This window comes from Ornithinimicrobium kibberense (assembly GCF_006519705.1).
Lineage (GTDB): Bacteria > Actinomycetota > Actinomycetes > Actinomycetales > Dermatophilaceae > Ornithinicoccus > Ornithinicoccus kibberensis.
Genome location: NZ_VFXM01000007.1, coordinates 58510 through 74158 on the forward strand (window position 1 = coordinate 58510; position 15649 = coordinate 74158).

13 protein-coding genes are annotated in these 15649 nt (G+C 75.5%); 10 read left to right on the forward strand and 3 right to left on the reverse strand.

Going from position 1 to position 15649, the window contains the following annotated elements; genetic code table 11:
* Positions 1-19 precede the first annotated feature (19 nt).
* Positions 20-1390, reverse strand: coding sequence for an FAD-binding oxidoreductase (locus FJR00_RS07345; RefSeq protein WP_141338135.1), 1371 nt, complete (start codon positions 1388-1390; stop codon positions 20-22).
* 305 nt (positions 1391-1695) lie between these two features.
* On the opposite strand from FJR00_RS07345, the gene ileS reads away from it, so the two are divergent.
* Both ileS and FJR00_RS07355 read left to right on the forward strand, forming a co-directional pair.
* Complete coding sequence (gene ileS / locus FJR00_RS07350) at positions 1696-5091, forward strand: isoleucine--tRNA ligase (RefSeq protein ID WP_141338136.1); 3396 nt, start codon at positions 1696-1698, stop codon at positions 5089-5091.
* The gene (locus FJR00_RS07355; protein WP_141338137.1) at positions 5088-6551 is read left to right on the forward strand and encodes a bifunctional folylpolyglutamate synthase/dihydrofolate synthase; all 1464 of its coding nucleotides are present in this window, start codon (positions 5088-5090) and stop codon (positions 6549-6551) included. Before ileS ends, FJR00_RS07355 begins: the two co-directional genes overlap by 4 nt.
* Positions 6552-6594: 43 nt before the next feature.
* On the opposite strand, the gene FJR00_RS07360 is transcribed toward FJR00_RS07355, so the two are convergent.
* The gene (locus FJR00_RS07360; RefSeq protein WP_202876617.1) at positions 6595-7383 is read right to left on the reverse strand and encodes a DUF305 domain-containing protein; all 789 of its coding nucleotides are present in this window, start codon (positions 7381-7383) and stop codon (positions 6595-6597) included.
* Complete coding sequence (locus FJR00_RS07365) at positions 7380-7991, reverse strand: DUF3105 domain-containing protein (protein ID WP_141338138.1); 612 nt, start codon at positions 7989-7991, stop codon at positions 7380-7382. Before FJR00_RS07365 ends, FJR00_RS07360 begins: the two co-directional genes overlap by 4 nt.
* Before the next feature lie 155 nt (positions 7992-8146).
* Here FJR00_RS07365 and FJR00_RS07370 point away from each other — a divergent pair, with 155 nt between their 5' ends.
* The 8 genes from FJR00_RS07370 (at position 8147) to mrdA (ending at position 15604) form a co-directional block, all read left to right on the forward strand.
* On the forward strand, positions 8147-8587 hold the full coding sequence (locus FJR00_RS07370; protein ID WP_238330371.1) for a DUF4233 domain-containing protein: 441 nt from the start codon (positions 8147-8149) through the stop codon (positions 8585-8587).
* Positions 8588-8666: 79 nt separating this feature from the next.
* Positions 8667-9497, forward strand: a complete 831-nt coding sequence (locus FJR00_RS07375; protein WP_141338139.1) for an undecaprenyl-diphosphate phosphatase — start codon at positions 8667-8669, stop codon at positions 9495-9497.
* Between the two features lie 42 nt (positions 9498-9539).
* Entirely contained in the window at positions 9540-9977 is a 438-nt protein-coding gene (gene ndk / locus FJR00_RS07380; protein ID WP_141338140.1) for a nucleoside-diphosphate kinase, read from the forward strand.
* A gap of 7 nt (positions 9978-9984) precedes the next feature.
* Complete coding sequence (locus FJR00_RS07385) at positions 9985-11007, forward strand: sucrase ferredoxin (protein WP_141338141.1); 1023 nt, start codon at positions 9985-9987, stop codon at positions 11005-11007.
* Positions 11008-11077: 70 nt separating this feature from the next.
* Positions 11078-12133: a rod shape-determining protein gene (mreB, locus tag FJR00_RS07390; RefSeq protein WP_075958738.1), complete on the forward strand. Its 1056-nt coding sequence runs from the start codon at positions 11078-11080 to the stop codon at positions 12131-12133.
* Positions 12130-12975: a rod shape-determining protein MreC gene (gene mreC / locus FJR00_RS07395; RefSeq protein WP_181409537.1), complete on the forward strand. Its 846-nt coding sequence runs from the start codon at positions 12130-12132 to the stop codon at positions 12973-12975. The genes mreB and mreC overlap by 4 nt, the downstream gene beginning before the upstream one ends.
* Positions 12972-13508 carry a rod shape-determining protein MreD gene (gene mreD / locus FJR00_RS07400; protein WP_141338143.1) on the forward strand — a complete coding sequence of 179 codons (537 nt, stop codon included), beginning with the start codon at positions 12972-12974 and terminating at the stop codon, positions 13506-13508. The genes mreC and mreD overlap by 4 nt, the downstream gene beginning before the upstream one ends.
* The gene (mrdA, locus tag FJR00_RS07405) at positions 13505-15604 is read left to right on the forward strand and encodes a penicillin-binding protein 2 (RefSeq protein WP_238330372.1); all 2100 of its coding nucleotides are present in this window, start codon (positions 13505-13507) and stop codon (positions 15602-15604) included. The genes mreD and mrdA overlap by 4 nt, the downstream gene beginning before the upstream one ends.
* Positions 15605-15649: the final 45 nt, after the last annotated feature.

A 15649-nucleotide genomic window follows, 5' to 3' on the forward strand; every position in this document is an offset into this window, starting at 1 on the left:
GCCCGGACCCGGTGCCCGCTCAGGCGATCCCGCGTCCGGGGTTCATGATCCCCAGGGGGTCGAAGAGCGCCTTGACGGCCCGCTGCCGTCCCACCTCGGCCGGGCCGAGCTCCTCCGCCAGCCACGGCACCTTGAGCGACCCCACGCCGTGCTCCCCGGTCAACGTCCCCCCCAGCTCCCACGTCGCCCGGACCACGTCGTCGAAGGCCCGCTCGGCCGCCGCACGGCTCGCCGGGTCGTCCCGGTCGTAGAACAGCGACGGGTGCAGGTTGCCGTCGCCCGCGTGGCCGGCGCACGTCGTCTCGATCCCGTGCCGCTGCCCGATGCGGTGCACCGCGGCCACCAGCTCCCCGAGGCGCCCCACCGGCACGCAGACGTCCTCGATGATCCGGTCCCCGCGCCGGTCCAGCGCGGGGTTGAGCACCCGGCGTCCCTCGAGCAGCAGGTCGGCCTCGGCACGGTCCTCGGCCACGGCCACCTCGGTGGCGCCCGCGGCGGTGAGCGCCACGGCATACCCCTGCACGTCCTCCGCCGCGTGTCCGGGCCGGTCGGACTGGACGAGCAGCACACCGGCCGCGTCGGCGGGGTAGCCGTAGTCGCCGTAGGCCTGGACCGCGGCGACGCTCGGCCCGTCCAGCAGCTCCACCAGGCTGGGGGTATGCCGCTGCTCCCGCAGGGCGGCGACGCCCGCCACGGTGCGCTCCAGGGTGGGGAAGACCGCGAGCACGGTCAGCGCCGGGTCGCCGAGCGGGACGAGTCGCAGCACCGCCTCGGTGACCACGCCGAGGGTCCCCTCCGAGCCGACGAACAGCCCGGTGAGGTCGTAGCCGGCGACCCCCTTGGCCGTGCGGCGGCCGGTGCGCAGCACCTCGCCCCCCGGCAGCACGACCTCCAGGCCGCGGACGTAGTCGGCCGTCACGCCGTACTTGACGCAGCACAGGCCCCCGGCGTTGGTCGCGACGTTGCCGCCGATGGTGCACATCGAGGCGCTCGCCGGGTCCGGCGGGTAGGCCAGGCCGTGCTCGGCGGCAGCCAGCTTCAGGTCCGCGTTGACCACGCCCGGGCCGACGACCGCGATCCGCTCGACGGGGTCGACCAGCAGGTCGGTCATCGCCGCGGTCGAGAGCACGATGCCGCCGGCCAGCGCCTCGGCCGCCCCCGTCGTGGCGGTGCGCGCCCCCTGGGGCACGACCGGCACCCGGTGCTGCGCGGCATACCGGAGCGTGGTGGCGACGTCGTCCCTGGAGCGGGCCCGCACCACGGTGAACCGGTCACCGGGCAGCGCCTCCGCCTGCGGCGACGCGTCGACGGCGAAGCCGGCCGCGACCTGCGGGTCGCTCACCACGCGGTCGCCCAGCAGCTCCCGGAGGGCGTCGGGGGAGGAGGTCATGCACTCGAGCCTACGAGGCGGGCCTCCCCGGCCCGAGCCGCTACCATGGGACGCACAGGCGTCCGAGCCGTCATCAGCGGCGAGCCTCCGGCAGAACAGCCCCGGCACCCCGGCCGGGAGCCCACTAGACCCGGACGGGTAGGCCCGTCACAGCCGTCACGAAGCGGCGCGTCACGACCCCGGCAGGACCGGGGCGGCGCGCAAGCGAGGTGGTACCGCGGTGCCGACCGGGCGCATCCCCGGACGGGCGTCGTCCTCGGACTTGGACCGACACGACGACCCGCACCACCAAGGAGCCACGACCCATGGCCTACCCGCTCACCAGCACCTCCGGGGCCGCGCTGACCAGCTCGCCGAGCTTCCCGGAGATCGAGCAGGCCGTCCTGGCCTACTGGCGCGAGCACGACACCTTCGTCCGCAGCGTCGAGCAGCGCGACGCGGGGGAGAACGGCGAGAACGAGTTCGTCTTCTACGACGGGCCCCCGTTCGCCAACGGGCTGCCGCACTACGGCCACCTGCTCACCGGCTACGTCAAGGACGTCGTCCCCCGCTACCAGACGATGCGCGGCCGCCGGGTCGAGCGCCGCTTCGGCTGGGACACCCACGGGCTGCCGGCCGAGCTGGAGGCGATGAGCCAGCTGGGCATCAAGACCAAGGACGAGATCCTCGAGCTGGGCATCGAGACCTTCAACGACAAGTGCCGCGAGTCGGTGCTGAAGTACACCAACGACTGGCAGGACTACGTCACCCGCCAGGCCCGCTGGGTCGACTTCGACAACGACTACAAGACGCTCAACGTCGACTACATGGAGTCGGTGCTGTGGGCGTTCAAGAGCCTGCACGACAAGGGCCTGGTCTACGAGGGCTTCCGGGTGCTGCCCTACTGCTGGAACGACCAGACCCCGCTGTCCAACCACGAGCTGCGGATGGACGAGGAGGTCTACCAGGTGCGCCGGGACCCGGCCGTCACCGTCGGCCTGCGGATCCTGCCGCAGGAGGGGTATGCCGCGTCCGCCGCCGCGGGCGGGGACGTCGCCGAGGACGTGCTCGCCGGGGCCCTGGCCCTGGTGTGGACGACGACCCCGTGGACCCTGCCGTCCAACCTGGCGATCATGGTCGGCGAGGACATCGACTACGTCGTCGTCGAGAGCGACTTCACCGGACGGCCCGAGCGCTACGTCCTCGCCGAGGCGAGGCTGGCGGCATACGCCCGCGAGCTGGGGGAGGAGCCGACCGTCGTCGCCCGGACGACCGGCGCCGAGCTGGCCGGCCGCTCCTACGTGCCCCCGTTCTCCTACTACCAGGGCTGGACGAACGCCCACCGGCTCGTCACCGCCGAGTTCGTCACCACCACCGACGGCTCCGGGCTGGTGCACACCGCCGGGGCGTTCGGCGAGGACGACAAGGTGGTCACCGACCGCGAGGACATCGAGGCGGTCATGCCGGTCGGCGCCGACGGGTGCTTCACCGCCCCGGTGGAGGAGTACGCCGGGATGCTGGTCTTCGACGCCAACGCCCCGATCATCGACCACCTCAAGGCGGCCACCCGCAACCAGGCGCCCGGGGCCGAGCAGCACGACCGGGGCGCGGTCACCGAGGGCACCGTCCTGCTGCGCCGCGAGGCCTACGACCACTCCTACCCGCACTGCTGGCGCTGCCGCGAGCCCCTGATCTACAAGGGCGTCTCCTCCTGGTTCGTGGAGGTGACGAAGTTCAAGGACGACATGCTGCGCACCAACGAGCAGATCACCTGGGTGCCCGAGCACGTCAAGCACGGCCAGTTCGGCAAGTGGCTGGAGAACGCCCGTGACTGGTCGATCTCGCGCAACCGGTTCTGGGGCAGCCCGATCCCGGTGTGGGTCTCCGACGACCCGGCCCACCCCCGGGTCGACGTCTACGGCTCGCTCGCCGAGCTGGAGGCCGACTTCGGTCGCCTGCCGCGCAACCGGGCCGGCGAGGTCGACCTGCACCGGCCGTTCATCGACGAGCTGACCCGGCCCAACCCGGACGACCCGACGGGGCACAGCACCATGCGCCGGGTCGAGGACGTGCTCGACGTCTGGTTCGACTCCGGCTCGATGTCCTACGCCCAGGTGCACCACCCGTTCGAGAACGCCGACTGGTTCGAGCACCACTTCCCGGCCGACTTCATCGTGGAGTACATCGGCCAGACCCGCGGCTGGTTCTACACCCTGCACATCCTGGCCACGGCGCTGTTCGACCGCCCTGCGTTCAGCGCCTGCATCAGCCACGGCATCGTGCTGGGCAACGACGGGCAGAAGATGTCCAAGTCGCTGAAGAACTACCCCGACGTGCGCGACGTGTTCAACCGCGACGGCGCCGACGCGATGCGCTGGTTCCTCATGTCCAGCCCGATCCTGCGCGGCGGGAACCTCGTCGTCACCGAGGAGGGTATCCGCGACGGGGTGCGCCAGGTGCTCATCCCGCTGTGGAACGCGTGGTACTTCTTCGGGCTCTACGCCAACGCCGCCGGCTACGAGGCCCGCTGGTCCACGGCCTCGACCGACCCGATGGACCGCTACATCCTGGCCAAGACCCGCGACCTGGTCGTCGAGGTGGAGACCGCCCAGGACCGGTTCGACATCGCCGGGGCCGCCGACGCGGTCCGTGCGTTCGTCGACGTGCTGACCAACTGGTACATCCGCCGCTCCCGCGACCGTTTCTGGTCCGACGACCAGGCCGCTTTCGACACGCTCTACACCGTGCTCGAGGTGCTCTGCCGCGTCGCCGCGCCCCTGCTGCCGCTCACCACCGAGGAGGTATGGCGTGGGCTCACCGGGGGCGAGTCGGTCCACCTCACCGACTGGCCCGCGGCGTCGGACCTGCCCGAGGACTCCGAGCTGGTGCAGTCGATGGACACCGTCCGCGAGGTGTGCTCGGCGACCCTGTCCCTGCGCAAGGCCGAGCAGCTGCGGGTGCGCCTGCCGCTGGCGTCGCTGACCGTGGCGACCGCGCACGCCGAGGGGCTGCGCGACCTGGCCGGGATCGTGCGGGACGAGGTCAACGTGCGCGAGGTGCAGGTCCTGGACGTCGCGGACCCGGCGACGGATCTGTCGACCTTCGGCGTCGAGCAGCGGCTGACCGTCAACGCCCGGGCGGCCGGGCCCCGGCTGGGGCGCGACGTGCAGACTGCCATCAAGGGGTCCAAGTCCGGCGACTGGTCGGTCGCCGAGGACGGCACCGTCACCGCCGGCGGGCTGCCGCTGGTCGAGGGGGAGTACACCCTGGAGACCGTCGTCGGCGAGGCCGTCGACGGGGGCGCGCGGGCGACGGCCATGCTCCGCGGCCACGGCGGCGGGTTCGTCGTGCTCGACACGGCGGTCACCGACGACCTGGCCCGCGAGGGCCTGGCCCGCGACCTGGTCCGGGCCGTCCAGGGCGCCCGCAAGGACGCCGGCCTGCAGATCACCGACCGGATCAGCCTGACCGTCGTCGGCGACGACGACGTCTGGGCCGCCGCGACCGAGCACCAGCGCCTCGTCATGGACGAGACCCTGGCGGTCCAGTTCGGTGCGGCCGGTGCGGGGACGCCGTTGCCCCGTCCGCCGAAGCACGGCCTCGGCGGTGGCAGCGACCCCGACGGGGGCACCCAGCCGCGGATCGTGTCGCACACGGCCGAGGCCACGCTCGACGGCGGCCGCACCGTCGAGCTGCTCATCACCAAGGTGGAGGCGCGATGACCCGCGACGACCAGTTCTTCGAGGGCAACGAGCTGCCGCTCGACCCCGGTGCCGCGGCGCCCCGCACCGCCGCCCGCCGGCCCGGTGCCGCCGAGCCGGTCGACCCCGAGCTGACCGCGCGCTACGCGCAGGTGGTCGAGGAGATCCTCGCCCGCACTCCCGAGCACATGCCCGAGCCGACCCTGCACCGGGTCGCGCGGGTGATGGAGCTGATGGGCGACCCGCAGCGGGCCTACCCGATGATCCACCTCACCGGCACCAACGGGAAGACCTCCACCACCCGGATCATCGAGCGGATCCTGCGGGAGATGGGTCTGCGCACCGGCCGGTTCACCAGCCCGCACCTGCACGACATGCGCGAGCGGATCTCCCTGGACGGGGAGCCGATCGGGATCGAGGCCTTCCTCGCCGCCTACGACGACGTCATGCCGTTCGTGGAGATGGTGGACCGGGAGAGCATGGGGTCGACGGCTCCCGAACGGCAGGTGCGGATGACCTACTTCGAGGTCGTCGTGTGCCTGGCGTTCGCCGCCTTCGCCGACGCGCCGGTCGACGTGGCCGTCGTCGAGGTGGGCCTGGGCGGGGTGTGGGACGCCACCTCGGTGGCCGACGGGACCGTCGCGGTCGTCACCCCCATCTCGCTGGACCACACCCGGCTGCTCGGCTCCACCGTCGAGGAGATCGCCACCGAGAAGGCCGGCATCATCAAGCCCGGCGCGATCGCCGTCGTCGGCGTCCAGGAGCCCGAGGCGATGACCGTCCTCACCGACCGGGCCGAGGAGGTCGGGGCCGACCTGCGCACCGAGGGGGTCAGCTTCGGGGTGCTGGCCCGCGAGGTCGGTGTCGGCGGCCAGCAGGTCTCGCTGCGGGGCCTGGCCGGGGACTACCCGGACCTGTTCCTGCCGCTGTTCGGCGCCCACCAGGTGCACAACGCCGCGATGGCCGTCGCGGCCGTCGAGGCCTTCGTGGGCGGGGGCGAGCAGCGCCTGACCGATGAGGTCCTGCGGGGCGGGCTGGCCGGGGTGACCTCGCCCGGCCGGCTCGAGATCGTCCGGCGCTCCCCGACGGTCCTCGTCGACGCCGCCCACAACCCGGCGGGGGCGGCTGCCCTGGCCGAGGCCCTGCGGGAGTCGTTCACCTTCACCCGGCTCGTCGGCCTGCTGGCCGTGCTGGAGGACAAGGACGCCGAGGCGATGATCCAGCAGCTGGAGCCGGTGCTCGACCACGTCGTCGTCACCCGCACCTCCTCGCCCCGCGCGATCCGTCCCACCCGGCTCGGTGAGATGGTCGCCGCCTACTTCGGCGAGAGCCGGGTGACCGTCGTCCAGGACCTGCCCGAGGCCCTGGACGTGGCCGCCGGCCTCTCCGACGAGGGCGGGGTCGGCGGCGCGGTGCTGGCCACCGGGTCGGTGACGACCGCCGCGGAGGTGCGCGAGCTCCTGGGCGTCACCAGCAGCTGAGCCGGGAGCAGCTGAGCCGGGCCGACCCGGCGCGGCCGCGGGGTCAGTGGTCCCCGCCGTGGTCGGGGTCCTCGGTGGCCCCGTCTCCGCCGCCGTCCTGCTCCGCCGCACCGCCCTCGGCGCCCGCCAACCAGGCGGAGACGTCCTCGCGCGGCTCGGCGTCCCGCTCGGCCAGCATCCGGGCCATCAGCGCGACCTCGCCCGCCTGGGCGTCGACCATCCGCTGCGCGGCGGCCCGCACGTCCTCGTCCGAGGCCAGGTCGAGGGCGGCCTGCGCCATCTCCACGCCGGCGATGTGGTGGGTGGTCATCAGCTGCAGGTAGAGCACCTCGGCCTCCCGCCCCCGCGCCCGGGTGAGCTCCTCGATCTCGCTGGGGGAGGCCATCCCCGGCATCGGGACCCCGGCCGGCAGGTCGGTCACGTCGTGACCGTCGCCGTGCCCGGCCATCCAGTCCATCCGCTCGCCCGGCCGCGCCCGGGGCAGGTCCCACTGCGCCAGCCAGCCGGCCATCATGCCGCGCTCGAAGTTCTGGTTGTTGTCGATGTCGACCGCCAGGCGGCGCACGTCCTCGTCCTCGGTGCGCTGCATCACCAGCTGCGACATCTGCACCGCCTGGGCGTGGTGCTCGCTCATGTCCCGGGCGAACCCGGCCTCGGCGCTGTCCTCGCCGGGCCGGCCGGCGCCGAAGGCCAGCCATCCCAGGAGCACCCCCAGGCACAGGGCCGCCACGGTGACCGCGGCCAGGGCCGGCGCCCCGAAGGTGCGCCACCGCTCACGGGCCGCCGCCCGGCCCTCGCCCACGGTCCCCCGGCCGCCGTCCGACGCCGTCACGACCCGGCCACCAGGTCCTCGGTCGTGCCGCCGGTGCAGGCGGCGCCCGGCTCGGGGGTCTGCGGGCCCTGCTTGTAGTCGCCGATGAACCGCGTCAGGTCGCCCCGGTCGGCCTCCTCCAGCGTCATCTGGTGGCCCCAGGCCGTGGCGACCACGGCGGCGTCCTGGTCGGGGTTGGGCGAGACCAGCATGTAGTCCTGCCGGCCCAGGTCCGTGAGCACCTCGACCTGGTCCGCGGGCAGGTCGGGGGAGTAGGTCAGCCAGACCGCCCCGTGCTCCAGGGAGTGCACGGCGTGCTCGGCCGGCACCGGGTCGTCGTAGACGCCGCAGTTCCACCAGGCCGGGTGGTGCGGACCGCCGACCGGTGGCTGCTCCTCGTAGGTCACCGGCTCGGTCGTGTGGTCGGCCGCCTGGTACTCGTAGGCCTGCACGGGCAGCCGGTCGCCGACGATCGCCCAGGTCACCGCGCCCACGATGAGCGCCACCACGAGGGCCGCCGACCCCCAGATCACGGCGCCGCGCCGACGCTCGGCCGAGGCGGTGGCCTGCTGGATCCTGGCCACCTTGGCGGCGCGGTCGGGAGAGCTGCTGCGGTCTGGTCTGGGCACGGTGGTCGCTCCTGGTCGGCGCGGGTCGGGCTGTCGGTGCACAGGGTAGGGGGTGTGCCTGACAACGGCCTGCGCGTCGCGGGCCCCAGCGCCTGGACGCCGTCCGGACCGTGCGCCGTGGAGAGGCACCCGTCCGGCTCTGGGAGAATCTCCCGGTGACCTCCCCCCGACCCGGCCTGCTGCGACCCCCTGTGCCCGGACCGATGACCCGCCGGCTGTGCGGCGCGACCCTGCTGGCCCAGGCGGTCTCGGTCTTCTTCGGAGCCCTCGTGGTCTGGCAGCTCGCCAGGGTCACCGGCGGCCCGCGTCCCGCGGACCCGGCCGTCCTCCTGGGCGGCGGGATCGGGCTGGCGCTGCTGTGCCTCGTGGCCGCCGGGGCGCTGCGCTCCAGGGCGGGCGTGTGGCTGGGCTGGGCCTGCCAGCTGCTCACCCTGGCCAGCGCCCTCGTCCTGCCCGCGATGGCCGTCGTCGCCGTGCTCTTCGGGGGGCTGTGGTGGCTCTGCCTGACCCAGGGTCAGCGGATCGACGCCGACCGGGCCCGCTGGGCCGCCGAGGCCGGGCAGGCCCCGGGGCTCGAGGGGACCGCCGCGGGATGACCGCCGCACCGTCCGCGCGACCGGCGCGCGCGCCGCATACCCCCTCGTCCGGCCCCGACCGACCCCGCCAGGAGCACCTGTGGACCTGCTGACCGCGATCGTCCTGGGCCTCGTCCAGGGCCTGACCGAGTTCCTCCCGATCTCCTCCAGCGCCCACGTCTCCATCGCCGGGCGGTTCCTGGGCGTGGACGACCCGGGCGCGGCGTTCACCGCGATCAGCCAGCTGGGCACCGAGGCGGCGGTGCTCATCTACTTCCGCCGCGACATCGTCCGGATCGTGCAGCGGTGGACCGCGTCGCTGCTGGGCCGGGTCCCGCGCAACGACCCCGACGCGCTGCTCGGCTGGTGGGTCATCCTCGGCACCGTGCCGATCAGCGTCCTCGGGCTGGCCTTCCAGGACCGGATCGAGACCGGCCTGCGCAGCCTGTGGATCACCGCCACCATGCTGCTCGTCTTCGCCCTGGTCATCCTGGCCGCCGAGCGGGTCGGGAGGCAGCGACGCGAGCTGCACGAGCTGACCTGGCGGCACGGGCTGGCGTTCGGCCTCTGGCAGGCGCTGGCCCTCGTGCCCGGCGTCTCCCGCAGCGGCGGCACCATCGCCGGCGGCCTGTTCATGGGCTACACCCGCGAGGCCGCCGCCCGCTACTCCTTCCTGCTGGCGATCCCGGCCGTGCTCGCCTCCGGCGGTCTGCAGCTGGTCAAGGTCCTCACCGGCGACGCCGTCGGGTCGGGCACCGCCTGGGGGCCGATCGTCGTGGCCACCCTCATCGCCTTCGGGGTGGGGTATGCCGTGATCGCCTGGTTCATGCGATACATCACCACGCACACCTTCACCCCGTTCATGGTCTACCGGATCGTGCTGGCGCTCGTGCTCTTCGCGCTCCTGGGGACGGGCGTCCTCCAGCCCTGACGGGGGGCCGGGGCGGCCGGTGCGCGCCGTTAGGCTGGGCGCGTGACCGAGACTCCGCAGACCGAACGCTCCCTCGTCCTCGTCAAGCCCGACGGCTACCGCCGCGGCCTCACCGGCGAGGTGCTGCGCCGGATCGAGGCCAAGGGCTACGCGCTGACGGCGCTCGCCGTCCTCACCCCGACCCGGGAGCAGCTGGCCGCCCACTACGCCGAGCACGAGGGCAAGCCGTTCTACGAGCCGCTGCTGGAGTTCATGTCCTCCGGCCCGGTGGCCGCCGCCGTCGTCGAGGGGCACGGCTGCATCGCCGGTTTCCGGTCCCTCGCCGGGGCCACCGACCCGACCGCCGCCGCCCCCGGCACGATCCGCGGAGACCTGGGCCGGGACTGGGGCACCAGCGTGCAGCAGAACATCGTGCACGGCTCGGACTCCCCGGAGTCGGCCGCCCGCGAGATCGACATCTGGTTCCCCGGGCTGGGCTGAGCCGGCCGTGCCCGCGTCCCCGCCCGACCCCGCGCGCGACTCCGCGTCCGAGGCCCTGAGCGACCTCGACCTGTCCGGGGCGCGCTGCAGCGACGCCGCCCGGGAGCGGCACGACCCGATGCTGGGCACCGCGCCCCCGCAGCGGCGGTTCCTGCTCGTCGAGCAGGAGGGCGGCTGGGCCTTCGACGGGTTCCCGTCCATGTCCCTGCCCGAGGACCTCAAGGCCGAGATCGCCGCCCGCGCCGAGGCCGCCGGGGCCCGGATCATGCTCATCCGGCGCCCCGGGCGGCACAGCTCGGCCGTCTGCCTCTCCCGCGCCTGGTGCGTGGTCGACCCCGCCGCGCCGTCGGACCGGCGGGTGACGTGGGGGACGTGGGCCTACCCGGCCGAGCTGCTCGGGGCGGTCGACCGGGTCGAGGAGCTGCACGCGGCGCAGGCGGCCGACGACGCCGGTCGTGTCGTCGTCCCGGACGAGGACCGGCTGATCCTCGTGTGTACCCACGGCCGCAAGGACGTGTGCTGCGCCCTCCGCGGCCGCCCGGTCGCCCTCGACCTGGCCCGGCGCTGGCCCGAGCAGGTGTGGGAGTGCACGCACACCGGCGGCGACCGGTTCGCGGCCAACGTCGTGCTGCTGCCCGACGGCGCGACCTACGGCGGGCTGGACACCCCGACGGCGGCCGACGTCGTGCAGGCCCACCTGGACGGTCGACCGGACACCGCCCACCTGCGCGGCGCCACCGGCCACCCCCGGGCCGTGCAGGCCGCCCTGGTCGCCGTCCACGAGCAGCTCGGGCCGTTCCCGTGGGGCTCGGTCGCGGTCGAGGACGCCACGGCGGTGGAGCCGACCGGGCAGGAGGTCGCCGCCCACCGGGTGACGCTGCGCCTGCCCGACGGGCGCCGCGCCCAGGTCGAGGTCGGCGAGCACCGCCGCCCCGCCGCCCGGCTCACCTGCCGCGCCACTGCGCCCAAGGAGTCCCAGGTCCCCGTGGCCGGTCCGGTCCGGGTCCTCGACGGACCCGACGCCTCCTGACCCGGCCCTGCCTGCCGACCCGGCCACGCCTGCCGACCCGTCCGGCGGTCCCGCTGTCTACGATCCAACGGTGACCCCCGCCGCCGACCCCGCCGTCCGGACCCGGGGCCGCTGGGCGCCAGGGCGCGACCTGGCGGTCGACCTGGGCACGGCCACGACGCAGGTCCACGTGCGGGGCCGGGGCGTCGTGCTCGACGAGCCCACCGTCGCGGCCGTCGACGGCACGACCGGCCGGCTTGTCGCCGCGGGCGAGGACGCGCTGCGGATGCACGGGCGCACCCCCCAGGGCGTGCTGACGGTCCGCCCCCTCTCCGACGGCGTCGTCGCCGACGCCGAGGTCGCCGAGCAGCTGCTGCGCCACTTCGTCGACCGGGTCCGGCCCGGACGGCTGGTCCGGCCACGGGTCGTGGTCTGCGTGCCGTCGGCGGTGACCGGGGTGGAGCGCCGCGCCCTGGAGGACGCGGCCCTGCGGTGCGGCGCCCGCTCGGTGCACGTCGTCGAGGAGGTGGTCGCCGCCGCCATCGGCGCCGGGCTGCCGGTCGAGGACGCGCACGCCTCCATGGTGGTGGACATCGGCGGCGGCACCACCGACGTGGCCGTGCTCAGCCTCGGCGGCGTCGTCAACGCGCGCAGCGCCCGGATCGGCGGCGACGAGGTGGAGGAGGCCGTGGTCCGCGGCGTCCGCGAGACCTACGACCTGCTCCTGGGCGAACGCTCGGCGGCCGACGTCGTCCACCGCGTGGGCTCGGTGTGGCCCCTGGCCACCGAGCTCACCACCCGCGTGCGCGGCCGCGACCTGGGGACGGGGCTGCCCCGCACCGTCGAGCTGGGCAGCACGCAGGTGCGCCGGATGGTCGAACCGGTCACGGTGCAGACCGTCGAGGTGGTCCGTCAGGTGCTCGACGTCTGCCCGCCGGAGCTGGCCGGGGACCTCGTCGACGCCGGGGTCGTGCTCACCGGCGGCGGTGCACTGCTGCGCGGCTGGGCCGAGCGGCTGCGCCACGAGCTGGGCGTCCCCGTCCGGGTCGCCGACGAGCCCCGGCACGCCGTCGTGCGTGGTGCCGGGGCGTGCGTCGACGACCTCGCCGTCCTGCGCCGGGTGCTCGCCCGCGCCCCGGGCACGTGAGCCGCCGCAGGCGCGCGCCCGGGCAGGGGACACGTCCGCGGTCGGGTCGTCTCCTTCCGGCCACCGCGCTCGCCGCGACGCTGCTGACCGCGGGGGCCCTCGTCGTCGACCTCGCCCGGCCCCAGGCCCTGGAGTCGGTGCGCGACGTCGTCGCCGGGGCGACCGCGCCCGTGCGGCAGCTGGTGGCGGGCGAGGAGGGACGGGTCCGCACCCTGACGGCCGAGCGGGACGCGCTCGCGGCCGAGGTGGCCCGGCTGCGGGAGCAGGTGCGGCGCCACGAGCAGCTCGGCGAGCTGGACGACCGCGTCGTCGACGACGGCCACCGGCTGCTGCCCGCCCGGGTCGTCGGCTTCTCCCCGGCCACGTCCCCGGTCGGCGGGCGCACCGTGACGGTCGACGTCGGGCGCGACGACGGGGTGGGGACCGACCTGACGGTGGTGTCCGCCGACGGACTGGTCGGCCGGGTCCTGCGGGTCGCCGACGCCTCGGCCGACGTGCTCCTCGTGGGCGACCCTGGCGTCGTCGTCGGCGTGCGCTACGGCGTCGACGGCGCACTGGGCAGCGTCACCGTCGACGCCCCTCCGGGGCTGCCCGCGCGCGAGCCCGGTCGGCTCACCCTCACCGCCCTCGGCGACCTCCCGCCGGTCGTCGGGGACGAGGTCAGCACGCTCGGTAGCCCGGACGACCGGCCCTACGTCGCCGGGGTGCCGCTCGGGGTCGTCGTGGCGGTGGACCCCGACCGGGGGCAGCTGGGCCGCACCGCGGTGGTGCGGCCGCACGTGGACACGGCCACCCTGGACCTCGTCGCGGTCGTGCTCCCCGACGGCGGAGGTCCGCGGTGAGCGCCACGGCGGACCAGGCCCGGGGCGCCCGGGCGGCCCGACCGCGCGGGCTGGCGGTCCCGGTGCGGGCGGTGCTGCTCGTGGTCGCCGCCCTCGTGGCCTCGAGCTGGCCCGCCGGCACGGCCCGGCCGGACCTGGTCGTGCTCGTCGTCGCGGCGGCCGCCCTGACGCGGGGGCCCGCCGCGGGGGTGCTCGTCGGCGTCGCCGGCGGCTGGCTGCTCGACCTGGTGCCGCCCGGGGCCGCCCCCGCCGGGGCCAGCGCCCTGGTGCTCGCCGCGGCCGGGGCGCTGGTCGGTCTGCTGCGGCCGTGGACGCGGCTGTCGCCGGTCGTGCCGTGGCTGCTCGCCGTGCTCGCCGCCGCGGTGCCGCCGCTGGTCCGCGGGGTGGCGGCCGCCGCCGGTGCGGGCGTCGCCCGGCCCCTGGACCTGCTCTCCTCGTGGCTCTGGACCGCCGCGGCCGCGGTCCTCCTCGTCCCCGCCCTCCTGGCGCTCGAGCGGCGCCTGGCCCCGGTCGAGGACGGGAGGGCCCGGTGAGCACCCCCGGCCGGCTGCCGGGGCCCGTCCGCCGGCGACGGCCCACGGTCCCGGTGCCCCGCCCCCAGGTCGCCCCGCCCCGGGTGCGTCGCCCGCCGACGACGGCCGGCGTCTGGGCGGTCGGGGCCGTCGTCGTGCTCATGGGCCTGGTGCTGCTCCTGCGGCTGGCCCAGCTGCAGCTCGCGGCGCCGGAGGAGGCCGCCGAGGCAGCCGCGGTCAGCACCCGTGAGGTGCACGTCCCCGCGGTCCGTGGCCGGATCCTCGCGGCCGACGGCACCCCGCTGGTCCGCAACGCCCCCTCGACGGTGGTCACGGTGGACCCGGCGATGCTGCTGGGGTCCGAGGACGAGGGCCGGGGGCTGGTCGTCGAGGTGGCCCGGGCGCTGGACCTGCCGGCCGACCAGCTGTGGGGCCGGACCCGCCTGTGCGGGACCGCCGACGCACCGCCCGTCCCGGCCTGCTTCTCGGGGTCCCCCTACCAGCCCGTCCCGCTCGCGCACGACGTCGACCCGGTGGCGGCGCTGGCGCTCCTGGAACGGCCCGAGGACTTCCCCGGCGTCGAGGTGCAGACGCTGCCGCTGCGCGACCATCCCGCGCCGGAGGGCGTCGGGGCGGCCCACGTGCTGGGCTACCTGGGCCGTCCGACCCAGGAGGAGGTGGACGCCTCGGACGGCCGGGTCGCCCCGGAGGACCGCGTCGGCCGCGCCGGGCTGGAGGCCGCCTACGACGAGGCCCTGCGGGGGGTCCCCGGCACCGTCACGGTCGCGGTCGACGCGCGCGGGGTGGTGACCGAGCAGCTGTCCCGCACCGACCCCGAGCCCGGGGCGGACGTGCGCACCCACCTGGACGTCGACGTCCAGGCGGCCGCCGAGCAGGCCCTGGCGGACGCGGTCGAGCAGGCCCGCGCGGACGGTGCCCCCGCCCGCTCGGCGGCCGCGGTGGTCATGGACCCCCGGGACGGGGCCGTGCGCGCGGCGGCGAGCTGGCCGACCTACGACCCGTCCGTGTGGACCCGCGACCTGTCCACCGCGGACTACCAGGCGCTCGTCGACCCCGAGCAGGGCGCACCCCTCGTCGACCGGACGCTGGCGCGGACCTTCCCGCCGGCGTCGACCTTCAAGGCCTTCACCCTCCTCGCCGCCCTGCAGACGGGGGTCGACGCCGACGCCCGGCACGCCTGCCCGGGGGCGGTGACCATCGCGGGCCAGCGGTTCACCAACTACCAGGCCGAGGAGTTCGGCCGGCTGACGCTGCCCGAGGTGGTCGAGGTCTCCTGCGACACCAGCTTCTACCGCTGGGCCTACGAGCACTGGCAGCAGCTCGGCGGGCTGGGGGCGGCCCCGGGGGAGGACCTCGACGCGGACGCCGCCGACCGGTTCCTCGCCGTCGCGCGCGGGTTCGGGATCGGGCGGCCGACCGGCGTGGACCTGCCGGGGGAGGCGACGGGCAACCTGCCCTCGCGGGCCTGGAAGCAGCAGTACTGGGAGGCGACCCGTGAGGAGTCGTGCCGCCGGGCCGAGGACGGCTACCCCGAGGTGTCCGACCGCGAGCGCCGCGACTTCCTGGAGCAGCTGGCCCGGGAGAGCTGCACCGACGGCTGGCAGTGGCGCCCCGGCGACGCGGCCAACCTCTCGATCGGGCAGGGCGACGTGGCGGTCACCCCGCTCCAGCTGGCCGTCGGCTACGCGGCCGTCGCCAACGGGGGCCGGCTGGTCGCCCCCCGGGTGGGCGCCTCGCTCACCACTCCGGACGGGGAGGTGCTCGAGACCGTCGAGCCGGAGCGGACCGGCGCGGTCTCGGTCCCGGCGGCCGACCTGGCGGTCCTGCGGGAGGGGCTCGCCCGGGTGCCGGTCCGCGGGACCGCAGCGCAGGCCTTCCGCGGGTGGCCGCACGAGGACTATCCGGTCGCCGGCAAGACCGGGTCGGCGGAGGTCGTCGGGCAGACCTCGACCAGCTGGTTCGCCTCCTACGGACCGGTGGAGGACCCCCGCCACGTCGTCGTGGTCCTCGTCGAGGAGGGTGGCCTGGGCGGCGACGCCGCGGCCCCGGCCGCCCGCCGGATCTGGGAGGCCCTGCGCCTGCGCGACGACGGGTGACGCGTCCCACGGTTTGCGACGGCATACCCCTGGGGGTATATTTGA

Bases quoted from the DNA above. Each gene is read 5' to 3' on its own strand.
- FJR00_RS07345 (WP_141338135.1), bottom strand. From the start codon at position 1,390: ATGACCTCCTCCCCCGACGCCCTCCGGGAGCTGCTGGGCGACCGCGTG.
- ileS (WP_141338136.1), top strand. From the start codon at position 1,696: ATGGCCTACCCGCTCACCAGCACCTCCGGGGCCGCGCTGACCAGCTCG.
- FJR00_RS07355 (WP_141338137.1), top strand. From the start codon at position 5,088: ATGACCCGCGACGACCAGTTCTTCGAGGGCAACGAGCTGCCGCTCGAC.